This window comes from Actinoplanes sp. NPDC026670, assembly GCF_040638175.1.
Lineage (GTDB): Bacteria > Actinomycetota > Actinomycetes > Mycobacteriales > Micromonosporaceae > Actinoplanes.
In genome coordinates, this window is sequence record NZ_JBEZXU010000108.1 from 1 (window position 1) to 23,144 (window position 23,144).

General features: G+C 71.5%; 28 protein-coding genes and 1 pseudogene. 17 read left to right on the forward strand and 12 right to left on the reverse strand.

What is annotated here, in order from left to right:
* Nucleotides 1-288: 288 nt before the first annotated feature.
* From AB0E94_RS50005 to AB0E94_RS50015, 3 genes are read right to left on the reverse strand one after another with little or no spacing between them, the layout of a single operon-like run.
* Nucleotides 289-849 (reverse strand): class I SAM-dependent methyltransferase, encoded by a 561-nt coding sequence (locus AB0E94_RS50005; RefSeq protein WP_360343050.1) that lies wholly within the window; start codon nt 847-849, stop codon nt 289-291.
* Nucleotides 846-1,130, reverse strand: coding sequence for an antibiotic biosynthesis monooxygenase (locus AB0E94_RS50010; RefSeq protein WP_360343053.1), 285 nt, complete (start codon nt 1,128-1,130; stop codon nt 846-848). Before AB0E94_RS50010 ends, AB0E94_RS50005 begins: the two co-directional genes overlap by 4 nt.
* A gap of 32 nt (nt 1,131-1,162) precedes the next feature.
* Nucleotides 1,163-1,918 carry a TetR/AcrR family transcriptional regulator C-terminal domain-containing protein gene (locus tag AB0E94_RS50015; protein WP_360343056.1) on the reverse strand — a complete coding sequence of 252 codons (756 nt, stop codon included), beginning with the start codon at nt 1,916-1,918 and terminating at the stop codon, nt 1,163-1,165.
* A gap of 79 nt (nt 1,919-1,997) precedes the next feature.
* Between AB0E94_RS50015 and AB0E94_RS50020 the strand changes: the two genes are divergently transcribed.
* Together AB0E94_RS50020 and AB0E94_RS50025 are read left to right on the forward strand one after the other, a co-directional pair.
* Nucleotides 1,998-2,906 (forward strand): ATP-binding cassette domain-containing protein, encoded by a 909-nt coding sequence (locus AB0E94_RS50020; protein ID WP_360343059.1) that lies wholly within the window; start codon nt 1,998-2,000, stop codon nt 2,904-2,906.
* Nucleotides 2,903-3,682 (forward strand): ABC transporter permease, encoded by a 780-nt coding sequence (locus AB0E94_RS50025; RefSeq protein ID WP_360343062.1) that lies wholly within the window; start codon nt 2,903-2,905, stop codon nt 3,680-3,682. The genes AB0E94_RS50020 and AB0E94_RS50025 overlap by 4 nt, the downstream gene beginning before the upstream one ends.
* Here AB0E94_RS50025 and AB0E94_RS50030 read toward each other — a convergent pair.
* Nucleotides 3,671-4,744, reverse strand: a complete 1,074-nt coding sequence (locus AB0E94_RS50030) for a hypothetical protein (protein ID WP_360343064.1) — start codon at nt 4,742-4,744, stop codon at nt 3,671-3,673. The two genes, AB0E94_RS50025 and AB0E94_RS50030, sit on opposite strands and share 12 nt — an antisense overlap.
* A 143-nt stretch (nt 4,745-4,887) precedes the next feature.
* Here AB0E94_RS50030 and AB0E94_RS50035 point away from each other — a divergent pair, with 143 nt between their 5' ends.
* From AB0E94_RS50035 to AB0E94_RS50050, 4 genes are all read left to right on the forward strand, one after another.
* A complete protein-coding gene (locus tag AB0E94_RS50035; RefSeq protein WP_360343066.1) occupies nt 4,888-5,841 on the forward strand; it encodes a hypothetical protein in 954 nt (317 codons plus the stop codon).
* Nucleotides 5,842-5,924: 83 nt separating this feature from the next.
* Complete coding sequence (locus tag AB0E94_RS50040; RefSeq protein ID WP_360343069.1) at nt 5,925-6,479, forward strand: hypothetical protein; 555 nt, start codon at nt 5,925-5,927, stop codon at nt 6,477-6,479.
* Nucleotides 6,480-6,545: 66 nt separating this feature from the next.
* The gene (locus tag AB0E94_RS50045; RefSeq protein WP_360343072.1) at nt 6,546-6,896 is read left to right on the forward strand and encodes a DoxX family protein; all 351 of its coding nucleotides are present in this window, start codon (nt 6,546-6,548) and stop codon (nt 6,894-6,896) included.
* Between the two features lie 24 nt (nt 6,897-6,920).
* Entirely contained in the window at nt 6,921-7,631 is a 711-nt protein-coding gene (locus AB0E94_RS50050) for a HEAT repeat domain-containing protein (RefSeq protein ID WP_360343075.1), read from the forward strand.
* A 2-nt stretch (nt 7,632-7,633) separates the two neighbouring features.
* Here the strand turns inward: AB0E94_RS50050 and AB0E94_RS50055 are convergent, their stop codons facing one another.
* Nucleotides 7,634-8,017, reverse strand: a complete 384-nt coding sequence (locus tag AB0E94_RS50055; protein WP_360343078.1) for a VOC family protein — start codon at nt 8,015-8,017, stop codon at nt 7,634-7,636.
* A 25-nt stretch (nt 8,018-8,042) separates the two neighbouring features.
* Here AB0E94_RS50055 and AB0E94_RS50060 point away from each other — a divergent pair, with 25 nt between their 5' ends.
* Both AB0E94_RS50060 and AB0E94_RS50065 read left to right on the forward strand, forming a co-directional pair.
* Nucleotides 8,043-8,786: a maleylpyruvate isomerase family mycothiol-dependent enzyme gene (locus AB0E94_RS50060; protein ID WP_360343081.1), complete on the forward strand. Its 744-nt coding sequence runs from the start codon at nt 8,043-8,045 to the stop codon at nt 8,784-8,786.
* A gap of 28 nt (nt 8,787-8,814) precedes the next feature.
* Nucleotides 8,815-9,306: a DUF1877 family protein gene (locus tag AB0E94_RS50065; RefSeq protein ID WP_360343084.1), complete on the forward strand. Its 492-nt coding sequence runs from the start codon at nt 8,815-8,817 to the stop codon at nt 9,304-9,306.
* 39 nt (nt 9,307-9,345) lie between these two features.
* Here the strand turns inward: AB0E94_RS50065 and AB0E94_RS50070 are convergent, their stop codons facing one another.
* Entirely contained in the window at nt 9,346-10,167 is an 822-nt protein-coding gene (locus AB0E94_RS50070) for a hypothetical protein (protein ID WP_360343087.1), read from the reverse strand.
* Nucleotides 10,168-10,314: 147 nt separating this feature from the next.
* On the opposite strand from AB0E94_RS50070, the gene AB0E94_RS50075 reads away from it, so the two are divergent.
* Nucleotides 10,315-11,112 carry a universal stress protein gene (locus tag AB0E94_RS50075; RefSeq protein WP_360343090.1) on the forward strand — a complete coding sequence of 266 codons (798 nt, stop codon included), beginning with the start codon at nt 10,315-10,317 and terminating at the stop codon, nt 11,110-11,112.
* On the opposite strand, the gene AB0E94_RS50080 is transcribed toward AB0E94_RS50075, so the two are convergent.
* Nucleotides 11,105-11,728: a DJ-1/PfpI family protein gene (locus AB0E94_RS50080; RefSeq protein ID WP_360343093.1), complete on the reverse strand. Its 624-nt coding sequence runs from the start codon at nt 11,726-11,728 to the stop codon at nt 11,105-11,107. The genes AB0E94_RS50075 and AB0E94_RS50080 overlap by 8 nt on opposite strands.
* A gap of 11 nt (nt 11,729-11,739) precedes the next feature.
* Entirely contained in the window at nt 11,740-12,702 is a 963-nt protein-coding gene (locus tag AB0E94_RS50085) for a DJ-1/PfpI family protein (RefSeq protein ID WP_360343096.1), read from the reverse strand.
* Nucleotides 12,703-12,992: 290 nt separating this feature from the next.
* On the opposite strand from AB0E94_RS50085, the pseudogene AB0E94_RS50090 reads away from it, so the two are divergent.
* Nucleotides 12,993-13,124 (forward strand): annotated as a pseudogene (locus AB0E94_RS50090) (cell division protein DivIVA); the annotation flags it as partial.
* A 167-nt stretch (nt 13,125-13,291) separates the two neighbouring features.
* On the opposite strand, the gene AB0E94_RS50095 reads toward AB0E94_RS50090, so the two are convergent.
* Nucleotides 13,292-13,702 carry a MarR family transcriptional regulator gene (locus AB0E94_RS50095; protein WP_360343099.1) on the reverse strand — a complete coding sequence of 137 codons (411 nt, stop codon included), beginning with the start codon at nt 13,700-13,702 and terminating at the stop codon, nt 13,292-13,294.
* A gap of 54 nt (nt 13,703-13,756) precedes the next feature.
* Here AB0E94_RS50095 and AB0E94_RS50100 point away from each other — a divergent pair, with 54 nt between their 5' ends.
* From AB0E94_RS50100 to AB0E94_RS50110, 3 genes are all read left to right on the forward strand, one after another.
* Nucleotides 13,757-14,347 carry a TIGR03086 family metal-binding protein gene (locus AB0E94_RS50100; RefSeq protein WP_360343102.1) on the forward strand — a complete coding sequence of 197 codons (591 nt, stop codon included), beginning with the start codon at nt 13,757-13,759 and terminating at the stop codon, nt 14,345-14,347.
* A 218-nt stretch (nt 14,348-14,565) separates the two neighbouring features.
* Nucleotides 14,566-14,883: a TraR/DksA family transcriptional regulator gene (locus AB0E94_RS50105; protein ID WP_360343104.1), complete on the forward strand. Its 318-nt coding sequence runs from the start codon at nt 14,566-14,568 to the stop codon at nt 14,881-14,883.
* Nucleotides 14,880-15,581: a cell shape-determining protein MreB gene (locus AB0E94_RS50110; protein ID WP_360343107.1), complete on the forward strand. Its 702-nt coding sequence runs from the start codon at nt 14,880-14,882 to the stop codon at nt 15,579-15,581. The genes AB0E94_RS50105 and AB0E94_RS50110 overlap by 4 nt, the downstream gene beginning before the upstream one ends.
* Here AB0E94_RS50110 and AB0E94_RS50115 read toward each other — a convergent pair.
* Nucleotides 15,547-16,548 carry a hypothetical protein gene (locus tag AB0E94_RS50115; RefSeq protein ID WP_360343110.1) on the reverse strand — a complete coding sequence of 334 codons (1,002 nt, stop codon included), beginning with the start codon at nt 16,546-16,548 and terminating at the stop codon, nt 15,547-15,549. The genes AB0E94_RS50110 and AB0E94_RS50115 overlap by 35 nt on opposite strands.
* 147 nt (nt 16,549-16,695) lie before the next feature.
* Between AB0E94_RS50115 and AB0E94_RS50120 the strand changes: the two genes are divergently transcribed.
* From AB0E94_RS50120 to AB0E94_RS50130, 3 genes are read left to right on the forward strand one after another with little or no spacing between them, the layout of a single operon-like run.
* Nucleotides 16,696-18,054 (forward strand): hypothetical protein, encoded by a 1,359-nt coding sequence (locus AB0E94_RS50120; protein WP_360343113.1) that lies wholly within the window; start codon nt 16,696-16,698, stop codon nt 18,052-18,054.
* Nucleotides 18,051-19,556, forward strand: a complete 1,506-nt coding sequence (locus tag AB0E94_RS50125; RefSeq protein WP_360343116.1) for a Dyp-type peroxidase — start codon at nt 18,051-18,053, stop codon at nt 19,554-19,556. The genes AB0E94_RS50120 and AB0E94_RS50125 overlap by 4 nt, the downstream gene beginning before the upstream one ends.
* On the forward strand, nt 19,535-19,987 hold the full coding sequence (locus AB0E94_RS50130) for a hypothetical protein (protein WP_360343119.1): 453 nt from the start codon (nt 19,535-19,537) through the stop codon (nt 19,985-19,987). Before AB0E94_RS50125 ends, AB0E94_RS50130 begins: the two co-directional genes overlap by 22 nt.
* Here AB0E94_RS50130 and AB0E94_RS50135 read toward each other — a convergent pair.
* Nucleotides 19,966-20,694 carry a methyltransferase domain-containing protein gene (locus AB0E94_RS50135; RefSeq protein WP_360343122.1) on the reverse strand — a complete coding sequence of 243 codons (729 nt, stop codon included), beginning with the start codon at nt 20,692-20,694 and terminating at the stop codon, nt 19,966-19,968. The two genes, AB0E94_RS50130 and AB0E94_RS50135, sit on opposite strands and share 22 nt — an antisense overlap.
* A gap of 34 nt (nt 20,695-20,728) precedes the next feature.
* Nucleotides 20,729-21,946 (reverse strand): glycosyltransferase family 39 protein, encoded by a 1,218-nt coding sequence (locus AB0E94_RS50140; RefSeq protein WP_360343125.1) that lies wholly within the window; start codon nt 21,944-21,946, stop codon nt 20,729-20,731.
* Nucleotides 21,947-22,157: 211 nt separating this feature from the next.
* On the opposite strand from AB0E94_RS50140, the gene AB0E94_RS50145 reads away from it, so the two are divergent.
* Nucleotides 22,158-22,487, forward strand: coding sequence for a hypothetical protein (locus AB0E94_RS50145; RefSeq protein WP_360343128.1), 330 nt, complete (start codon nt 22,158-22,160; stop codon nt 22,485-22,487).
* The last annotated feature ends 657 nt before the right edge of the window (nt 22,488-23,144 follow it).

Genomic DNA, 23,144 nt, shown 5'->3' on the forward strand with positions numbered 1-23,144 from the left:
CAGCTCAACCCACCGACGAAGAACTCCACACCCTCAGACTCACCTGGGCCCAGGAAGCCGCATAGAACCCAGAAAGCACGAAAGTCGAGGGTGAAGAACCGTGCAAGATCCGCGAACGGCGAACGGCGACCGGCGACCGGCGAACGCGCCGTGGCAACGCGCCGTGGCAACGCGCCGTGGCAACGAGCCTCGGGAGGGTGTCAGCCGTTTCCCCACCCTGGGCAGGCGCGAAGCGCCCCGGAAGACTTGTGGAGTTCGGCGGGACAGGTGTGCCCGAAGTCAGCAGGATCACGGGGCGGAACGGAGCGCGCGGAGGAGGAAGCCCGGCAGCGGGCCGGTCACCGAGACCACCTCGATGGGCGCCACCGTCACGTCGGTCCAGGTGGGGGCGGTGAAGGTGGCGTGCAGGTAGTCCTCGGTGACTCCCCAGCCCTGGGCGCCCGCGGCGGAGATGGCCAGGATCGTCAGGCTGCCGCCGGGAACGGTCAGTTGTGGCAGCAGGTCGAGGTAGGGGCCGGCTCCGCCGTACCGGATGAGGCTGTGCAGTAGACCGGAATCGACGACCGCGTCGAACGGCTCCAGGGACAGTGACCGGGCGTCCCCGACGCGGAAATCGATGGCCAGGCCCTCGGCCGCGGCCTTGGCGCGGGCCTGCTCGACGGCGACCGCCGAGATGTCGACGCCGGTGACCTGATGGCCGCGGCGGGCGAGTTCCAGGGCGACCTCGCCACTGCCGCAGCCGATGTCGAGCACGCGAGGCCCACGGACGTCGAGGTCGAGGGCCGGCTGGGGCACACCGATCTCCCACGGCGCGGCCCCGGACTGGTAGATCCCGTCGTAGTCGGTCACGGCTCCTCGACTCCGCTGATCCGGTATTTGCGCACGTCAGCCGCGTGGATCTCGGGCAGGTCAGGGGACGGGCCGGGGGTCTCGCGGAAGCGGTGCAGGTCGTCGTCGGACTCCCAGCGCTCGTAGACGGTGATCCGGGCCGGGTCGAGCGGGTCGGGCGCCTGCACGAAGTCGAGGCATCCGGTCGCCGACCGGGCCTGTTCGGTGATGTCGGCGACGCCTGTCAGATAGCGGTCGCGCTCGGACGGATCCACCCGCAGCTCACCGGCGATGATGATCAAATTGTCCTCCCGTGTCGGTTGTGCCCCACGAGTCAATCACGACCGGGCAGTAGCACCGCCACCCCGTCGAGTAGGCGGTCCAGACCGAACCGGAACGTCCGATCCGGATCGCCGACGGCGTTGTACTCCTCGCCGGCGGCCGAGCCGACCCGGCCGGACAGCGGGTACGCACCCGGCGGCATCACCTTCTCCAGGACGGGCGCGTTCGCCTCCCACCATTCGAGGTCGGAGATGCCGGACCACTCGGTGGTGCGCAGCGCGACCACCGACGTCCGGGCGGCGCCCGCGGTGAACGCCAGGATCATGGTGATGACCTGGTCCATGTCGATGTCGCCGAGGCCGGCACCCTCGATGGCGGCGAGCTGCCACTCGTACCGGTCACAGCCGTTCGGGCCGATCCACGGCCGGCTGCTCTCGACCTGGAGCAGCCACGGATGGCGGTGGTACTCCTCCCACTGGTGGCGGGCGACGCCGGTGAGCCGCTCGCGCCAGCCGCCCCGGTGCGGCGGGTGCGGGAGCTCGCCGATTACCTCGTCGACCATCAGCCCGATGAGTTCGTCGCGCCCCGGCACGTACGTGTAGATCGACATCAGTTTGAGCCCGAGCCGGTCGGCGACCTTGCGCATGGAGAAGGCCGGCAGCCCGTCGGCGTCGGCGACGGCGATCCCGGCCCGGATCACCTCGTCGACGCTGACCCGCTGTTTCGGCCCCCGGGCGCCCTGCGGGGTGCCGAGGGCGCGCCGCCAGAGCAGCGTCATGGTGCGGGCGAGATCATCCGGCTTCTCCATGTGCCAAATCTACCCCGTGCGGTGTACGGTGTTCCCCGCAATAATTTTCCGTAAGGCATACGGAGTTTAAGGAGCGCTCGTGCACACGTTGATCGCTGAAGGACTGCGCAAGCGATACGGCGACCTGTCCGCGCTGGACGGGTTCGACCTGCACGTGCCGGCCGGCGTCATCCACGGCCTGCTCGGGCCGAACGGCGCCGGCAAGACGACCGCGGTGAAGGCCCTGGCCACCCTGATCGACGTCGACGAGGGCACGGCCAGCGTCGCCGGGTTCGACGTGCGCACCCAGGCCGCCCGGGTGCGCCGCAGCATCGGCCTGGTCGGGCAGAACGCCGCAGTCGACGAGATCCTCAGCGGCCGGCAGAACCTGGTGATGTTCGGCCGCCTCTACGGCCTGAACCGGGTCGACGCCGAGTCCCGCGCCGGGGAGCTGCTCGGCACGTTCGGGCTGACCGAGGCCGCCGACCGGGCGGTGAAGACCTACTCCGGCGGCATGCGGCGGCGCCTCGACATCGCGGCCGGCCTGATCCTCACGCCGGCCGTGCTGTTCCTGGACGAGCCGACCACCGGCCTCGACCCGCGCGGCCGCAACGAGGTGTGGGCCGGCATCCGGGAGACCGCGGCCCGCGGCACCACGGTCCTGCTGACCACGCAGTATCTGGACGAGGCGGACCAGCTGGCGGCCGGGATCACCGTCGTCGACCACGGGCGGGTGATCGCCGAGGGCACCCCGGAGAAACTCAAACGTGAGGTCGGCGGCGACCGGGTGACGATCACCGTCCGCGCGGACATCGAGGACGCGGCGCGACGCCTGGGCGGGGAGATCGACGAGGAGAACCAGACGATCACGATCGAGGTGACCTCCGGATTGATGCAGATAGTCCGCACCCTCGACGACCTCGGCATCGTCGTCGAGGACCTGCAACTGCGCCACCCCACCCTGGACGAGGCGTTTCTCGCGCTGACCAGCAAGGAGCCGAGCCGATGACCACACTGCGAGCGGGCTGGATCCTCACCCGGCGGGAACTCGCCCACTGGAAGCGGGAGCCGTGGGGCCCGATCTTCGGACTGATGTTCTCGATCATGCTGCTGCTGGTGTTCGGGTTCCTGTTCGGCGGGGCGATCAACGTGCCCGGCGGCGGCGACTACATCGCGTTCCTGCTGCCCGGCATGATGGCGCTGAGCATGATGTTCGGGGTCGAGACGACGGCCACCAAGATGGCCGCGGACGCCGGCAAGGGCATCACCGACAGGTTCCGGTCGATGCCGATCGGGAGCGCGTCCCCGGCGCTGGGCCGGGTCGGCGCGGACATGACCAACTCGGCCGCCGAACTCGCGGTGCTGCTGGTGGGCGGGCTGGTGATCGGGTGGCGCATCACCTCCGATCCCGGGTCGGCTGCTCTGGCCGTACTCCTGCTGCTGCTCTTGAGGTTTTCGATGTTGTGGATCGGGATCTTCGTGGGCCTGACCTTCCGTGGGGGTGGCGCGACCGCGGCCGTGCAGGTGCTGGTGTGGCCGATCGGTTTCCTGTCGACCGCGATCGTGTCGGCCGAGACGATGCCGGCCTGGCTGGGCGCGGTCGCCGCGTGGAATCCGCTGTCGGCGACCGCGACCGCGGCCCGGGAGCTGTTCGGCAATCCGACCGGCATGACCGGCGGGGTGCTGGCCGAGCACGCGGTGTGGCTGGCGCTCGGCTGGCCGCTGCTGATCGCGGCGATCTTCATCCCGCTGTCGGCGCGGGCGTACCGGCGGCTACGGGACTAACCGGCGGCGCACCCCGCGCCTGACCCGGGCGATCATTCCGACCGGCTGCGGCGGCACCTGCTGTTTCAGCGCGTCGGCGTGCGCGATCATGCCGACGATGGTCTGGATCGCGGCGTCCAGGATCTGTTTCTCGTCGAGCGCGTCCGGGCTGGTGGAGTCACCCATCCGGCCCGGGCGCAGCTCGCCGAGGTCGCCGACGATGTGGCACGGGTAGTCCTGCAGCTCCTTGATCTGCTGGTCGGCGAGCTCGGCGACCCAGGCGGCGCGGTCCAGGCCGACCCCGAACCGCATGTCGTTCTCGCGCCGCTGGAGCACCGCGCGGAGCAGATGCTGGTGGACCACCCGCTGGTAGGGCAGCCGGTGCGGATAGAGATCGCCGAGCGCGCCGTTGACCCGCCGCAGTACCTCGATCTCCGGCGCGCCGAGCGACGGGTTCGACTCGGGGGCGGCGAGCTCGCACACCCCGGCCGGGATGCCGAGGACGCCGGCGAACCGGTTCCACAGCAGGTCGTGCGGCGCGCCCGGCTGCGGGACGGTGACGAGGTGGCGCTGCGCGGGCGGCACCAGGTCACCCCAGCGCTGGAACATCCGGTTCGCGGTGTAATGGTCCCAGAACCCGTCGAACTTCCCCTCCTCGACGGCGGTGAGGAAGTCCTCGAAACGCCAGGTGCTGCGGGCCCGGATGCTCTGCTGCCACATCGACGGGAAGGTCCGCCACAGGTCACGCGCCGCAACGACGATGTGCACCTCGGCCGGGCGCAGGCTCTCCACAGCGCGTTTCGCCTGCTCAGCGGTGGCGGCGCCGAATCCCTCGCTGGTCAGCACGACGTCACCGGGCCAGCGCTCGAACCGGTCCAGCAGCCGGTCCCACGTCCAGTACAGCTCCGGGTCACGCCACGGCACCTGCCGCAGGTCGGTCATCGCCTGGTCGTGGGCGCTGAACGTGGCCGGAACCAGCAGACCGGCCCGTTCCAGCCGCTCGGCGTTGCCGAAAAGCACGTTCTGCACATAGGTGCTGCCGGTCTTCGGTGCCCCGATGTGCACGAATACGCGCTTCGGCATCCTTTGCCCGCCTCCCGTTCAAGGTCCATTCATGATCAACAGAGCGGATGAAAGGTTGGTGACACATTCCTGTATCAAGTGTTTAGACCCCGAAAACCTTTGCCCCCGGCGGTTTTGTCGTACCCCGGAGGCAGGATGTCGCCATGACCTGGTTCGTCTATCGATCCCCGTACCACGGCGTGCTCGGCAAACACGTCCGCCGGTTGCCCGACGCGAGCGTGCTCGACTGGTTCCGCCGCGGGTGGGCCGAGGCCGCCCCCGACCCGGACGCCTGGATCCAGGCCGAGCTGGGCGCCGACGTCTACGGCCTGCACACGATCTTCGACGAGGTCGACTGCCAATCCCTGCCGAAACCGTCGAGCATGGCCGAGCTGCGCCGGCACCTCAAGAAGCATCTGTATGTCGAGGGCAAGGTGACCGTCGACGACCACAGCGTCCGCGCCCTGACCGACGACGACGAGGTGCCGCTCGCCTACTACTTCCTCGACGACGTCCTGGTCACCGATCGGCCGGGCCGCCTCGCCTACCCCGTCCACGGCGACTGGCCACTGCCGGCCACCACAGGCGACCCCGGCGACCCGATGACCACCATCGCCTTCTCGCACATCGGCGACGTCGACTGGGACACCCAGGCCACCGTGGTCCGGCTACCCGGCGTCCGGCTGCCCGGCCTCGGCCGATGGCTGCGCACTACCCGGAAATGGCGGGCCGAGCTGACCCTGCTGCGCGCCTGCATCGGCCCCGACGACGATCTCGCCGCCGCCCTCGACCGGATGAACCGCTGGGGCGCCTGGGACGATCAGGAGCTCGACCTGGCGGGCATGGACGGCGACCACGGCTCGGCCCACGGCGCCGCCCTCGACGTGATGGCCCAGGTCGAGGGCCACGAGATCATCCCCGGCCCGCTCGGCGGCCGCCGCCCGGCACTGGGCCGCGCCGAGGTGGCGGACCACCTGGCGCAGGCGGTCTTCCACATCGACGACGAGTTCGGCTACCACCAGTTCTTCGCCTTCGACGACGTGTGGGCGGCCGGTCATCCCGGCCTGGCGAAATCGTTGCGCCGATGGTTCGCCAGGTCGTGGGATCCGTTGAAGTAGGACTGCAAGGTTTTTGACAGAGATCACGAGCATGATGCCCTCTCGACACGCGACAACGGGCGAGAGCGCGGGGGCTGACCAGCATGGACACCGACGAGACGACGCGGATCCCGGCGAAGGTCACCGCCCTCGCCACCGCACGCGATCTCGGCGCGCCGGTCGGGCAGCGCGCCGACGGCGACCCGGCCCGCGCGGCGCTGATCGCGCTGCTGGTGAGCGTGGTCTCGTTCGCGGTGGCGTTCGCGCTGTTCTACCTGGGGCTGATCCCGCTGGCGGTGCCGGCCCTGGTGGTGGCGGTCGGCGCGCTCGGCTGGGCGACGCTGTTCCCGTTCCGGGGCGGCCAGTCGGTCTACGCCTACGAGCACGGTCTCGTGCACGTGCGCAACGGCCGCGCCCGGGCCGCGCTGTGGCTGGAGATGGAGCGGATGGAGCTGCACGTCATCCGCGACGGCCGCCTGACGACCGGCACGACGTCGGCCTACCTGCTCAGGCCGAGCGGCCAGCCACCGATGCGGGTGCGCCCCCGGCTGCGCGAACAGCCCGACGGCACCCGCCACGACCCGTTCGGCACGCTGCTGACCCGTCTGGTCGCCGACGCGGGCCGCCCGGTGGTGCAGACCCTGATCGGCCGCCGATAGCCGGGCCTGTCACATTCGGGCCGGCCCGGCCGTCCCCTTCTTCGATCGACCATCGAGGAGGGTACGTTGCACACCGCACATGTCATCGTCACGCTGGTGACCGCGTTCTTCACCGGCAGCGCCGCGGTCGTCTACCTGATCGGCCACGAGTACCCGAAAGCCCAGGCGGACATGAAACGGATCCCGCGCCGATACGTGCCGGTGCTGGGGTCGCTGCTGGCGGCGGGCACCGTGGGGTTGCTGGCCGGGTTCGCCGTACCGCTGCTCGGGCTCGCGGCCGCTGCCGGCCTGGTCCTGTACTTCACCGGAGCTCTGGTCGCTCACCTGCGGGTCGGCTCCCGCAACCTGACCGGCTGGGCGATCTTCTTCGGGACGGTCCTCGGCAACCTGGTGACAAATCTGCTGTACCGCTACTGACCCGGCCGCCTACGCTGCGCGGTGATGCCGAATCTCGTACATGTCACCACGCAACGCCACGCCGCACGTCTGCTGCGCGGTGGTGTCGCCGCGCGCAGCCGCGGCTGGGACGGCGAGCGGGGCGTCTACGCGATGGCAGTGTTGCCCGACTTCACGCTCACCCACCAGTGGGTGCGGGAGCTGCGCCGATGGAAGTCGGGTGTGCTGGTCGCCGCCGACCTGCGGATCCCCGGCGACGAGCCGGTCACCGTCGGCCGCTACGGCCGCGAGCCGCAGCGGCTCACCGCGGCCGCGGCCACCGCCTTGCTGCGGGACCTGGCCGATCCGCGCGGCTACGAGATCTTCGTGCCGAGATCGATCAGACCCACTGAGGTACGACGGATCCGCGCCCTGCCGCAGGGCGTCGGCTGGCGGCACCTCCCGGACGCGCACGGCCGCCGCCCGTGCACCTGCCCCGCCTGCCACCAGCCGGGCACTCCGGGCTCGGCCGCGGTCCGCGGCCGCTACCCGTACGACCCGCCACGACCGACGAAGCCGCAGCTGATGGCCGAGTTGCGGGCAGCCGTCACCTCGGACGAGATCATCAGCGCGCTGTACGCCCTCGCCGGCCGCCGCCGGGGAGGCGCCGAGGAGCTCGCCTACCTGGCCGGCCATCCCGACCCGGAGGTCCGCGAAGCCCTGGCCGACGTGCTGGCCTACTACCGCGGAAAGGCCGCCCGCGACCTGCGGGGCTGAGGTCAGGCGGCCACGCAGAACCGGTTGCCCTCCGGGTCGGCGAGGACCACGAACGGCAGCTCGTCCGGATGCCGCTCGCCCGGCGCCGGGTAGAACGGCCAGTCGACGCGGGTCGCGCCGAGCCCGAGCAGCCGGTCCACCTCCGCGTCCAGCCCGGTGTCACCGGCCCGCAGGTCCAGGTGGATGCGGGGGAACTCGGGCGCGGGAGACCCGCTCTCGTCCATCGCGATCGGCGCGCCGGGCTCGCCGGGCGGCGGCTCGATCACGATCCAATCGTCGCCGGGCCAGCGCGGCGCACGCCGTACCCAACCGAGCGCCGCGGCCCAGAAGGCCGCAGCCCGATCGCAGTCCTGGACACCAAGCGAGATCTGAGCGAAGACGGCCATCGGCACATTCTTCTATGCTGCGACGGTGGCGCACATCGACGTGTTCGACGACCTGGAAGCCGAGCAGGATCACCTCGACACGGTCCTGGCCCGGCTGGGCCCGACGGATTGGACGACCCCGTCGGCCGCGGCCAGCTGGACGGTGGCCGACGTCCTGTTGCATCTGGCGCAGACCGAGGAGGCGGTCGTCGCGACCGCCGGCGGCCAGGGCGATCCGGTGCGCTGGCACGAGCTGGGCGACACGGTCGACGAGGCGATGGGCGCCCTGGTCGAGGCCGAGCGCGGCGACGGCCCGGAGATCCTCGGCCGCTGGCGGACGGCCCGGCACGCGTCGGTCGCGGCCCTTCGGGCGGCGGATCCGGAGCAGCCGGTCCGGTGGGTGGCCACCCCGTTGAAGCCGCGCACCCTGGCCACCACCAGGCTGGCCGAGCACTGGGCGCACGCCCTGGACATCACCGTCCCGCTCGGCGTCGGCTACCCGGACACGGCCCGTCTGCGGCACGTCGCCTGGCTCGGGCTGAGCACCCTGCCGTACGCGTTCCGCCTGGCCGGCCTGCCCCCGGCGCCGGTGCGCTGCGACCTGACCGCCCCGGACGGCTCGGTGTGGCGGCTGGGCGACCCGGCCGCCGAGAACGTGATCACCGGCCCGGCCGGCGACTTCTGCCGCGTCGGCGCCCAGCGGCTCGCCCCGGCCGACTCGAAACTGCTGGCCACCGGCCCGCACGCGGCCACCGCTCTGCGGCTGCTGCGCAACTACGCGGTCCGCTGAACCCGTCGACGGCGGTAGAGTGCCGCCCGTGGGATGCCGCGGATACTTCCTCGCCCTCGACGAGCGCTGCGCCGAACGGTTGCTGGCCTGCGACGATGACGACGCTGTCATGGATGTCGTCGAGGAGTTCGACATCAACGGCGACATGTCCGACGAGTGCGAGGTCGACAAGGCGTGGGACGGCATCCACCGCTGCCTCACCGAGGGCGGTCTGGGCCGGGAGGACGGCGCCTTCCCGCTGAACGCGGTGATCCTCGGTGGCCGGCGTCTCTACCGCGGCGACCGCTACATCGTCTGTTTAAATACCCCCGATGCGGTACGGGAGATCGCCGCCGCCCTGGACGACGTGGACCTGTCCCGGTTCGCCGCCCTGTACTGGTCCCTGGATGCGGGTGAGTACGGCGCCTACATCGACCAGCACGGTCTGACCTATCTGCTGGACCACCTGAAGGAGACCAGCGCCTTCTACCAGCGTGCCGCCGCAGCGGGCCACGCCACCGTCTTCGTCGTGGATCACTAGGCTCCTCGCCCTCGGCCACCGGCGTCCTCGACCAGCGGCTCAGCTGACGGCCAGCAGCGCCACCCCGGCGAAGACCAGCACCGCGCCGGTCGCGGCCCGCCCGGCGAACGTCCGGTCGATCAGCCAGGACAGCGGGACCACGAAGAGGATGCCGGTCTCGCGCAGCGCGGCCACCGCCGGCACCTGCGACGGTTCGACCATGGCCAGCGCCGCCATGGTGAGCCCGCCCGCCGCGACCATGCCCACCCCGGTCCCGACCGTGGCCGGGCGCAGCGCGGCACGCAGTCCGGGCCGGGCGGTGACCAGCGCGACCGCGAGCGTGCCCACGGTCAGCGGCAGGGTCGACAGCCACAGGTAGGTGGCCGGATCGGCGTGCCGCAGCCCGTAGGCGGCCGCGAACGGGAACCCGGCCAGCGACACCGCCACCGGGAACGCCGCACCCAGCACCCGCCGGTCCACCGAGCCCGTGCCGGTCAGCCACACCCCGGCGCTGATCAGCCCGACCGCGACGACCGCCCAGGCCGGCACCCGCGTGCCGCCGGCGAAGGACGCGGCCAGCACGAGGACCGGCCCGAGGCCGCGGGCCACCGGATAGACGGTGTGCGCCGGCGCCCGCGCGTAGGCCCGGTTCAGCACCAGCAGATAGTAGACCTGAATGGCCGAACTGATCAGCAGGTACGGCCACGCCGCCGCCTCGATCCGCCACCGGCCGAGCGCGACCGGCGCCCACACCACGAACCCGGCCACGTTGGTGACCGCGAGCACGCCGATCCCCCGGCCGCCCCGGGCGAACAGCACGTTCCACAGCGCATGCACCAGCGCCGAGCCCAGCACCAGAACCAGCACCGCGAGCGGGACCATCAGTCCCCCGAACGCGGTAGCGAACGCCGCACGTTCCCTCTGGCGAATGACGCGGGACGGGACTTTAGGCCCTGTCGGAAGAGCGAAATTTGTCCGAGAGTGCAGTAGACCGACCGCACAATGTGTACACAGGGGGAATCCGTAGCCATGAGCAGGATCGTCGTCGGATATGACGGGTCGGCGTACTCGCAGGCCGCTTTGCTCTGGGCGCGTGACGAGGCGGTCCGGACCGGCGCGCCGATCGAGGTGTTCCACGCCGACGAATGGCCGGCGACCGCGCCGCCGATGGTGCCGCTGCCCCTGCTACGGCCGGACCGGACGGTCGCCGACGTCATAGACGAAGCCCTCGACCAGGCAGTCGCGGCGATCCGCAAGACGCATCCGGCGGTCGAGGTGACCACCCGGGCGGTACGCGGGCACGCCGCCGCGGCACTGATCGACCGTTCCCGGGACGCCCGCCTGATCGTGCTCGGCGGGCACGGCCACAGTGTCGTCGCCGGGCTGCTGGGGTCGGTGATCTCGGCGGTCAGCGCGCACGCCCGCTGCCCGGTCGTGGTGACCCGGGGCGTGCCGGAGCCGGACGCCGCGGTGATCGCCGGTGTCGACGGCTCCGACCTGACCCTGCCGGTGCTGCTGTTCGCGGCCGAGCAGGCGAGCGCCCGGAAGGTGCCGTTGCAGGTGATCCGGGCCGCCCCGGAACGGGAGATCCCGGATGCGCCGGTCGCGGTCGTGCGGGAACGGTTCCACGGCCTGACCATCCAGGTCGAGGACACCCTCGAACATCCGGCGGCGGCCCTGGCCCGGGCGAGCGCCGCCGCGCAGTTGCTGGTGATCGGGAGCCGTGGCCGTGGAGCGGTCACCGGGCTGCTGCTCGGCTCGATCAGCCAGCACATGCTGCGGCACTCGGCGTGCACGGTCGCGGTGATCCACCGCGAGGTCACCTGATCAGGCTCAGCGCGGTCTCGGGCAGACCGTCCGGGGCGTTCTTCGGGGAGCCGCACCGGTACGGGGGCTGTGGGTCGTACTCGATGGCGAGTTGCACCGCCTGCGCGGTCCGGTCGCCGGCCGCCTGTCCGAGCAGCGACAACGCCATGTCGATGCCGGCCGACACCCCGGCCGCGGTGACGACGTCGCCGTCCCGGACGACACGTTCGCTGACCGGGATCGCACCGAACGCGGCGAGCTGGTCGAGCCACCCCCAGTGGCTGGTCGCGCGGCGGCCCTCGAGGAGCCCGGCCGCACCGAGCAGGAACGAGCCGCTGCACACCGACGTCGTCCACCGGGCGTGCCGGCCGGCCGTGGCGATCCAGTCGACGAGCGCCCGGTCGGCGAGGGCCTCGGCCGTGCCGGGGCCGCCGGGAACGACCACGATGTCCGGTGCGGGCCGGTCCCCGTACGCCTCCGTTGCCTGCAGGGTGAGATTCCCGGCATCGTCGGTGACCGGACCGGCCGAGGCGGCGACGAACGTGACGGTCCAGCCCGGAACGAACGCGAACACGGTGTACGGCCCGACCGCGTCCAGGGCGGTGAACCGGGGATAGAGCGCAATCGCGACGTGCATGGGGTCTCCTGTCAGGACGTGGTGGTGAACCGGCGCCGGTACTCCCCCGGCGCGACCCGCCAGAGGCGGCGGAACACCCGGAACAGGGTCTCCGGGGCGCCGATGCCGGTCTCCCGGGCGATCCGGTCGAGGGGGTGGTCGGTGGTCTCCAGCAGCCGGCGGGCGGCGTCGGCGCGGCTGCGTTCCACATAGCGCCCGGGTGACGTACCCACTCTTTCGGTGAAGATCCGGGCGAAGTGCCGTTCGCTGAGCCCGGCGCGCCGGGCGAGGGCGGGCACGCTCAGGTCCTCGCCCGGGTTGCCGTCGATGAACGCCTGTAGCCCGCGCATCGCCTCGTCGGGTGAGGCGGCGGCCCGCATCGCCGGGCTGAACTGGCTCTGCCCGCCCGGCCGGTGCAGGTAGACGACGAGCCCGCGGGCCACGTCGTGGGTGAGCCGGGCGCCGTGGTCGTCGGCGACCAGCGCGAGCGCGAGGTCGATTCCGGCGGTCACCCCGGCCGACGTCCACACCGGCCCGTCCCGCTGGTGGATCCGGTCGGCGTCGACGGTGACGTCCGGATGGCGGCGAGCCAGCTCGCCGGCCGCGAGCCAGTGCGTGGTGGCGCGGCGTCCGGCGAGAAGCCCGGCCTCGGCGAGGAGCAGGGCCCCATTACAAACCGATGCGGTACGCCGTGCGAGCCCCGAGATCCGGCTGAGGTGCGCGGTCAGTTCCCGATGACCCAGATGCTCCGGAACGGACAGCCCGCCCACCACGAGCACCGTGTCGATCTCCCCGTCGACGTCGGCGAGCGCGATGGTCGCGTCGACCCGGATCCCGGTGTTGGCGGCGACCGCCCCGGCGTTCTCGGCGATGACGTCGATCCGGTACCCGCCGTCGCGCGCCAGCAGGGTGGCGGTGGCGAACACGTCGGCGGGCCCGGCCAGATCAAGAAGCTGAAACCCGTCGAACACCACGAAGACGATCCGCCGCTGCATGCCTCAATCGTGTCCCCGCGCGTCCTTGGCAGCAACGACACGAACATTGCAGATCCCGCCATCGCCGTCGTCCGCGCTTCTCCCGGGGCGTTAGCATGCCCGGCATGAAGGGCTTGGGCCTGTTCCTGTTCGCCGGCGGCGCAGGCGTGCTCGCCGGGGCAGCCGCCGGCCGTGACGTGACGCCGTTCGCGATCGCAGCCGCCGCGGCGGGGCTGATCATGCTGGTGGCCGGCTCGGTCTCCCGCTCCGGCGACCTGATCCAGGACGCGCGGACCCCGGACCGTCCGGACCGTCCCACACTCACCGGTCTCGGCACCCGGGTCGAGGACATCCTGAGACTCGCCCAGGAGCAGGCCGACGACCACCGCGCCGAGGCGAAACGCGAGGCCGACGGCATCCTGGCCGCCGCCCGAGCCGAAGCCGACCACACGATCGCCGCCGCCCGGGCCAAGGCCCAGCACATCCACCCGGAGTAGCCCCCGATCCGCCGTCCACCGTGGGCAAACCTCAAGACCGCGAGCCGTCGCTGAGCCCGGTAAAACCGCCCGCATTCCAGTGGTCAGCGACGGCTCGCGGCCTGGACCGCCGCCTAGAGGAGTTTCTGCAATGCCGTCAGGAACGTGGCGCGTTCGGCTGGGGTCAAGCGATCCAGCAGGTCGTTCTCGGCCGTCTGGATGGCCGCCTGGGTGGTGTCGCGGAGGCGGCGGCCCGCCGCGGTGATGGAGAGCAGCCGGACGCGGCGGTCGGCCGGGTCGGGGCGGCGTTCGATCAGGCCGCGGGCCGTGAGGTCGTCGAGGATGCGGATGATCCGGGTCTTGTCGGCGCCGATCGCGTCGGCCAGCGCGGACTGGGTGCGGACCGGTTCGTCGTCGAGGTTGAGCAGCACCGCATACGCCCACATGGCCAGGCCGTGCGCCTCGAGGATGGGCGCTTCGAGGGCGAGCAGGGTGCGGCCGAGCGGGCCGATCATCGCCGCGAGGTCGGGCCGCCGGCTGGTCACACCGTGGAGAATACCGGCTTGCGCAGACGATAAGCATGTGAACATGATAGGCACATGCTTACTGACTTCGCGCAGCTCCTCGACCTCGACCGCCGGGCCGTCACACTCAGCGTCGACCTGATCGCCCCGGTGACCGCCGCCGACCTGACCCGCCCGACCCCGTGCGCCGGCTGGGACCTGGCCGCCCTGATCGCCCACATGACCGCCCAGCACCGTGGATTCGCCGCGGCCGCCGCCGGCCACGGCGCCGACCCGGCGTCGTGGCGGCCGGTACCAGCCGACGACTACCGGACGGCCGCCGCCGACGTGCTGGCCGCGTTCGCCGGCGCGGAGGAGGCCGACTTCACCATGCCGGAGATCAGCCCCCGGACGGTCCCGGCCCGGATGGCGGTGAGCTTCCACCTGGTCGACTACGTCGTGCACGCCTGGGATGTGGCGGCGGCGCGCGGGGTGCCGTTCGAGCCCGCGCCGGAGCTGGTCGCGGCCACCCTGCCGATCGCCCTCGCGGTGCCCGACGACGGCCGGCGGCTCGCCCCGGAAGCGCCGTTCCGGCCCGCGGTGATAGTCGCCGGGACGGCGACTCCGCTGGAGAGACTGCTGGCCACGCTGGGTCGCGACCCGTCCTGGACGGCGCCGGCGAAGTAACCGTTTGGCAGGCCGCGCAGGGCGGCCTATGGTGTTCGGATGCTTCCGGTGAGGTCGTGCGCGCCTGCCGTCACTGCGGTGACGGCTGTGATCGCTGCCCACCGGCCGGTGGCCGCGCCGGATGGTCGCGGCCCACCGGCGGAGCGTTCTCCCAGAAACGACCGCCCAGGGCGAAGCCACACCGGCTTCGGCCTTTTTTGTTGTCCGGAGGAAATCCTGTGAGTACCGACATCGACAATCGCTTCGCAGTGGTGCAGGCTGCACTGACCGACGAGTTGGACCGGCAGACGGCCCGGCTCAAGGAACTCACCGAAATGAACGCCGACACCGGCGATCCCGGTGAGTCACACACCCAGGATGCTCTGCTCGCCGCCACCCGACGTAGCGTGGAGCAGGTGTCCGGGGCGTTGCGGCGGATCGCCGACGGCGCCTATGGGCAGTGTGAGGGGTGCGCGGGGGCCATCCCGGCGGAGCGGCTGGAGGTTCTGCCGCACGCGCGGTTCTGTGTTCCGTGCCAGCAGAAGCAGGTTGGGTGACGAAGATGGCCTCGGCGATCGCTGTCGATCTGGGCAGTGACATCGCAGGTGTGTGGACCGATCGGCAGGGTGTGGTCAGTGGCCGGTGCGATGGCGCCGGACCGTTGATCCGCCGGGGCCGGGTGGTCGACTTCGACGGTTGTGTGGCCATGCTGTCGCAGCTGGTCGGCACGTTCGCGCTGCCGGTGCCATCGGGCGGCGTGGTGGTCGCGTGCCGGCCGGTCCTGGCGTCCGGCGACGACCAGGAGACCACCAAGCGGCTGCTGAAGGCGGTGTTCGAGCCGTCCCGGCTGCTGCTGATAGACAGTGTCCGGGCGGCCGCGATAGACGCCGGCGTGACGGCCGGGATGCTGCTGGTCGCCGACGTGGGCGCCGAGCTGACCGAGGTCGCCGTGCTCGACTACGGCCGGGTCGTGGAGGCCCGCCGCAGCGAGATCGGCACCCGTGACCTGGGCGGCGACGTGACGATCGAGGTGCTCGCCGACCAGATCGCGGCGCACGTCGGCAGCCTGGACGTCGATCCGCCGGAGAACGGGCTGCTGCTGGTCGGTGACGGCGCTCTGCATCCGGATCTGGTCGAGGCGGTCGCGTCCCGGCTCGGCATCCGGGTGGAACGGGCGGCCGATCCGCGTACGGCCGCGTTGAACGGCGCCGGCAAGGCCGCTATGTCATTGCTGCGACATCCCGGCGCCCGGTGAACGCCGGTCCGCTGCGCTGGCTGTGCAACTGGGCCGCGTGCCCGGCCAGCGCGGTCGCGGTGATGTTCAGCTCACCGGCCCACTCGGGGCTGCCGAACGCGGTGCGGTAGCCGGCCGTACAGCCGATGAGGTGGTGGTGGAAGGCGGCGCCGAGCCGCCGGTGATAGTCACCGAGCAGGTCCGCGGCGGGTCGCCCGCCGCGGATCACGGCCGTCGCCAGCACCGCGGTGCGCAGCGCATGCCCGGCGCCGGAGCCGCTGAGCGGGTCGAGACGCAGGACGGCGCCACCGATGTGGAGGCGTCCCGGCTCGGCCCGCTGCCGCGACAGCCACGGCGCGGCCGGCGACACGGCGACCTGTTCGGGCCGGTCGGCGATCCATTCACCGAGCCCGGCCGCTTCGATCTCGTCACCGAGAAAACCTTCAGGATCATCCGGGGGTACGGGTGAGACGGCCCGCAACAGCCCGCGCCCGTCCCCGAGCGGCACGGCGTGCACCCAGCTCCGCTCGGTGGTGGCCATCCGGCTCACCCCGGTGGGGAGCATCGGCGCGTACCCGGTGATCGCGACCCGCCGCCCGACGGGCGGATTGCTGGCCGGCCGGGCCGAAGCCTGCACCGTCCAGTCCGCCGGCGGCGGTGTGCCCGCCCGCTCCACCCGCGGTGGCAGCCGTTCGGCCAGGACGGCCAGCAGCCACTGCTCGTCGACGACCATCGCGGCCGACGGCGTCTGCACCGCGGTGGCGCCGGTCCCCCACCGCACCCAGCGGCCGGCGAGCCGGTATCCGTCCAGGTCGCCCCACAGTTCCCGGAGCAGCGCGACGGTCGCCTCGTTGAGCACCAGCTCGGTCGTCGGCCCGGCGGGCTCGCCGCCGACGAGGGTCACCGCGCAGCCGTCCCGGGCCGCCAGCAGCGCGCAGGTCAGCCCGGCCAGTCCCGCGCCGTGCACGACAACCCGGTCAGCGTTCACGATGATCAACTTAGGATCGGCACGGTGGAGCCCGGCGATCACTCTGGGTATATCACCGTTTCGGGTGGTTCATAACTTCGCCCCCATCGGGTGAGGTCATGGCGCGCCTGGCGTCGCACGCCGCCGGAGCCTTCAGGATTGAGGCTCATGGGCTCGACACTTGCACCGCCGGCCAACGTCGGCGATCTGGATGAGACACAGCTTCAGGCCTGGTCAGCGGTCGTTTCCGCGTGGCTCGACAGTGCGGTGGACCGGGTCGGCGGCCCACGTCGCGGACGGTTCTTCAACGCCGCCCGCACGCCACCGACCAGCACTCCGGCCGAGCGGCGGATCGTGTGGGACGCGTTCCCCCGCGTGATCACCGTCAGCAATCCTGGCAACCGTGCGGCCGCCCGCGCCGCCGCCGACGAACCCGCCGACCTGGGCACCCACCGCTTCCGTGCCCAGCTGTTCCAGGGCGACGACGAGCCGGTGAAACTCCCGTTCCGCCGCCACGACGAGTACTGCGAATGGTTCACCGACCGGGACCCGGCCACCGGGAGCGTCCGCCGGTTCGTGTTCACCTGCGAGGGCCCCGAGTACTGGCAGTTCATCGCGGCCGGCACCGCGGCAGTCGTCGACGACCTGTCCCAGGTGCCCGCCGAGTCCCGGGTGGACGGCGACCGTGAGCTGCTGCTGCGCCTCTACCGCGAGCTGGTCGGCCCGGACGTGCGCGAGGAGGACCTGTTCCACCAGTCCGACGTGTACCTGCGCTCCGGCGGCCGCAAGCGGGTGATCCGGCAGGCCGGCGAGTACAACCCGAACAACAAATGGAACACCACCCACGGCCTGGTCCACCTGACCCACCCGTCGAACACGCTGTCCGCGGAGATCTTCCTCGGCGCCGACGCCACCGTCCTGCGCGCCGGCCCGGACGGCACACCGGTCACCGACGCCGGGCGGCTGATCTGCTGCGCCGAGTACGGCGAACCCAACCGGTCCAGCGACCCGACCATCGGCGCCGACGTCAACGACCTGGTCCGGGCCGGGCTCACCGTCTCCCTGCGTGACCCGATCGGCCTCTACCTGGACAGCATCGACACGTCCGGGCTGAGCGGCCCGGACGGTGAGGACGTCAGCGACTGGTGGCGGCCGGTACGCGGCAGTGGCCCGCTGACCCTGCGCGCCGAGTTCGCCCCACCGGCCGGCGCCACGTTCGGGCTGGCGGACGTCCGCGTCAACGGCGTGCCGCTGACCCGGGCCGGGCAGCTCGCCGAGTTGATCACCATGGCGCTCTACGGCATCGGCTTCGACGCCGGCAACGGCGCGCCCCAGCCGCAGGGCTGCACCGGCCACGGCTGCTCCCAGGTCGGCAACCCCGACCTGCTCCAGATCGTCGCGGCCGGTTCCGGCTGCCCGGACGGCTGGACCGACGCGTTCGGGGCCGACGACAGCGCCCCGGCGTTCACCGCGATGCCCGCCACCGTCCCGGCCGGCCGCAGGCTGACCCGGCCCAGCCTGCCGTGACCGCCACCGTCCCGGCCGCGCTCACGACGGCCGACGCCATGGGTGAGCCACTGCTGGCCCTGGACGACATCCAGGCCCACATCGTGCCCGGCTTCCCGGACACCGGCCAGCGGATCGTCGGCCTGCGGCTGCCCGGCGGCGACCAGCAGGCCGGCGCCGCGCGGGCGATGCTGCGAGAGCTGACGCCGCTGGTCACCCCGGCCCGCGCCGGGCTGCGGCACCGGGCGTTGCGCCGCACGATGGACGTGACCGGTGACGGTGTGGCGGCGGCGGTCGCGTTGTCGGCCCGCTGCCTGCGGGCCCTCGGCCATCCGGAACTCGCCGACCTCGACGAGGCCCTCGGCGTCGGCATGGGCGAACGCCGGAGCCTGCGCGATCCGGCGAAGGAGGACTGGGAGGTCGGCGCGCCCGGCTCGGAGATCGACATCCTGGTGATCCTGGCCGCCGACGAGGAGGCCCAGCTCGACGCGGCCGAGGCGCCGCTGCTGAACCCCGGCCACGGTCTCACGCTGGTGCATCGGGAGTCTGCGCGGCGGCTGCCCGGCGACATCGAGCACTTCGGATTCCGGGACGGCATCAGCCAGCCCAGCCTGCGCGGACTGGTCGACGCCGGCACCCCCCTCGCCGCCCGGCACCCGATGCCGCGGATGCCGGACGGGCGCGCCTACGCCCGCCCCGGTGACGTGCTGCTGTGGCCGGGGCAGTTCCTGTTCGGCCTGCCCCGGCAGAGCAGCACCTCGTCGACCCGGCCGGCCGACGCGCGCCCGGTGCCGGAACTGGCCCGCAACGGGTCGCTGCTGGTCTACCGCAAGCTGGCCCAGGACGTGGCGGCGTTCCGCGACGACACCGCGGCGATGGCGTCGGCGCTGTCGGTCGAACCCGCGACGCTGCGGTCCTGGCTGGTCGGGCGACGGCCGGACGGGTCGCCGCTGTCCCGCGACGAGACCGACCCCGGACCGGGCGAGCTCAACCATTTCGGGTACGACAACGGCGTGCCCGAAGGTGCCGGGGTGCGTGGCGCACGGGCCGACGCGGACGGCGCCCGGTGCCCGCTGGCGGCCCACATCCGCAAGGTGAACCCGCGTGACCAGGAGACCGACCAGGGCATCCAGGAGAACACCCTGACCACGATGATCCTGCGGCGCGGCATCCCGTACGGCCCGCTGTACGAGGAGGATCCGGACGCCGATCGTGGCCTGCTGTTCCTGTGCTACCAGACCGATCTGGCCCGCCAGTTCGAACTGCTGGTGCAGCGCTGGGCCAACCTGACCGACCGCCCTCGGCAGGGCTCGGTGAACGGCCTCGACCTGATCATCGGCCGTACCCGGCCCGGCACTCCCCGGCAGGCCCCGCTACCACCAGGAGCCGTCTCCACCATGGTCGACTACGTGCTCCCGAAGGGCGGCGCCTACCTGTTCACCCCGTCGATCCCGGCCCTGCGGGCACTGTCCGCCGGAAGCTCCCTGGGTAATGTCGGTGAATGTCCTCCGACGCGTTCCTAGCTCTGGTGGCGGCCGGCACCGACCCGGCCGAAGCCGCGGTGTCCGCTTGCGTGGCCGCCGGTTCCAGTCATGCCGAAGCGGTCCGGCGGCTGCGCGAATTCGACGGGATGTGGACCGAGCTGGAGCCGGCGGAAATCGCCATGGTGCTCGAGACGCTCCACTATTTCGAGCCGGACGCCGTCCTCGGCGAGCAGGACCAGGCGGCCGTGACGAGCATGCGGGCGGCGATCAAGGCAACCCCCGGCATTCCCAGCGGCGCCGCGCAGACTCTCTTCACCTATTTCCGGACCGGCCGGGTCACCGACGCGTTCGACCTGCTGGAAGGGATGGGCCGCAGTCGATGGGCGGACAACGCGGCCTTCTGGGCCGCGATGGACGAGGCGGCCGGAATCCTCGGCATGGAGAGCGATCAGACCCGCCGGGCGAGATGAACGAAGATGTCGGCGGCCACCTCGACCGTTTCCGGGAGGACGTCAGCGATCCGGCGGAACACCTCGGCCCGGATCTCGGGCGGCAGTTCCAGATAGGCCGAGATGGTGGCGAGATGGCCGGCGAAATCGGCGGCGCTCATCGTCAGGCGACGCCCGATCACATGCTGCCGCACGTCGGTGAAGAGCGGCGACTGCTCCAGTTCGGTGCCGGGCCATTGCATCGCCTCGTCCGCCGCCGTGCCGTCCGGTGACGGGATCTCGTCGGAATCCAGAAACGGCGCCCGCGCCGCCCGGACCGACTCCGCCACCGCCGGATCGGCCAATTGGACCGGCCCGCCGAACGACGCGACGACGCCGCCCGGCGCCAGCCATCCGGCGACCCGGGGCCACCGGCCGTCCGGATTCGTCCAGTGCAGAGAAGCAGCCGCGAAGAACAGATCAAACCTTTCCGCGGTACGGACGTCCTCGAACGCCGCCCGCACCGGCGACACGTGCGCCGGAACGTGTTTGACCAGCTCAGCGAGCATGCCGGCATCCGGTTCGGTGGCCACCACGGCGACTCCGTGGGCCGCGAACAGCCGGGTCGCCTTGCCGGTGCCGGCCCCGATCTCCAGCGCTCGTTTCAGCGGCCGCCCCGCATAACCGGCGACCAGTTCGAACAGCTCGTCCGGATAGCCCGGCCGGAACCGTTCGTAGGTCTCGGCCACCGCCCCGAATGTCAGCGCGCGACTCGACATCGGCTCAGATCGCCTGTCCGGAGATGAACGGCAACCAGCCCGCATACCAGCCGGACAACAGCGAGACCACGCCCAGCACGATCCACAGATCCCGGTTGGACATCTTGGCCAGCAGGAACGCCGGCACCAGCAGGACCGGGAACGCCGGCAGCAGATGCCGGCCGGCCATCGACATGTGCGTGTGCGACAGCGTGGCCAGCACCAGCATCGCCGCCGCGAACACCGTCAGCTGCCACGGCGCACGCGGCACCAGCAGCGCGAACATCACCACGAACGCGACGATCATGAGCAGCGACAGGACCCGGATCGGCTTGTCGGCGTTGTCCCCGTCGACGCCGAAGAGGATGTCGGTGGACATGTTCCAGGTGTTCTCGCCGTAGTCGAAACGGGCGCCGAACGTGTTGTCGTGAATGCTGGTGTACTTCTCGAAACTGCCCAGCCGCGCGGAGGCGAACGCGAAATACGCGAGCAGCCCGGCCGGTGCGAGCGCGATCGCCGCGTACGGCCGCCAGCCGTTTTTGCGCTGAACGACCGCGACCAGGGCGGCCAGGCCGACCGTGCCGATCAGGGCGGTCGCGGTCGGCCGGCTGAGGCCGCTCAGCCCGGCCAGCAGGCCGGCGATCAGCCAGCGTTCCTTGAGCACCGCATACAGCGCCCACGCGGCCAGCGCGGTGAACAGCGACTCGGTGAACGCGCCGTTCTGCGTCATCGCCGCCGGCGCCACCGCCCACACCGCGACCAGCATGAGACCGACCCGATGCCCGCGGACGTGCCGTCCGATCAGATAGAGACCCCAGGCGGCCGCGATGGCCGACACGAAGGAAACGATCATGCAGGCGGTGGCCGGCGAGATGAAGGGGAGGTACGTGAGAGGGCGCGCCAGGAACGGATAGAGCGGGAAGAACGCCAGCCGCAGCTCGTACGGCACCCCGTCCTCGTCGACCGCGCCGACCGGCCCGCCCAGCCCACTACCGGCGATCTTGCTGTACCAGCGCCCGTCCCAGGACACGAGCGCGTCCCAGAACGAGGTGAACCCGCGCCACTGGTTGCCGATCGTCCCGTCCGGGTAGACGTCCCGCTCCGGGTCCAGCGCGTGCGCGTGGCTGGCCAGCACATACATCACTTCGAGGCTGGTCAGGCGGATCAGCAGGTACAGCCCGATCGCTGGCGACGCGGCGATCGCCGAGGCACGCAGGCGCGCCTTCCAGCCGGCCGGGGTCACCGCCTGCGGGGTGTCGGTCCCGGCTCTGTCCGCACGGGCCGGCGCTACGTCAGAAATGGGAACGTCCTTCCTAGTAGAACCGCCGGGAGCGCTCCCGTCACAGGTCGTCACCCGAGGGCGCTCCGGCACACTACCGCGCCGTGTCGACCCGCTTCCAGAACAGGGCCGACCCCGGGCAACAACACCGATTCCGGTACGCCATGCTGTCCCGGTGCCCGACGACAACTGGTACGCAACTCGATGCGTCTTCGAGTTCGACAACCTGGACGACAACCCGGTCTACGAGGAACGGGTGACGCTCTGGCGGGCCCCCGACTTCGACACGGCGATAGCCCTGGCCGAGACAGAGGCCGAGGAGTACGCCGAGGACCTGTGCGCCTTCACCGGCCTGGTCCAGGCCTACCACCTGTTCGAGGCGCCCGGCCACGGCGCCGAGGTCTTCTCGCTGATGCGCAACAGCACCCTGTCCACCGACGATTACCTGACCAGGTTCTTCGACACCGGCGACGAACGCCAGAGCTCGACGAGGACCCCCGGATAGGCCGATGGCGCCGCCCCGGAAGGTGGCGCCATCTCATCGATCAGTCCCGCACGTAGTAGTGCCCGTTGGTGTCGTCATACCGGCCGCCTCCTCGGCAGCACCGGCGGAAACCGCCGCCCGGAGCGGCACGGGCACGGGTCGTTCCCACCCAGTTTCTCGATCAGCTCGGTGTCGACGCCGACCTTGCGGTCGCCGCGTTTGACCTGCGTCTCGCTAGAGGGAACCCCCTGCGGCGTTTACTGGTCGGCTCAAAAGGACGCCTCGGCGTCGTAATCGGTGTACATGACAGCCTCCTCGATCGATGTAGCGCCCAGGAAGCTACCCGCCATCTCTCCGCGCCGCGACCGAGTTTCCCCGGAACCGCCCAGCCGCCCCGGACCGCTCCCCCAGCCCCACCAACCTGCCCCTTGGGCCGATCCTGCAAGAACCCACACCCCAGAGTCGATCTTGCATGAGCACGCATCCACGCCGACCTCGCGCGCGGGCGCACCTCCAAGCAGATCTCGCGCGCGGGCGCACCTCCGGGCCGATCTTGCACGGTTCTCCACCTCGGCCGCGATCTGGGACTGTAAAAACAACGGTGTAACTCCTGATCAAGGAGACGCACCTGATGACCATGACGACTGACGCCGTGGATACTGCCGCGGTGGCGAAGAA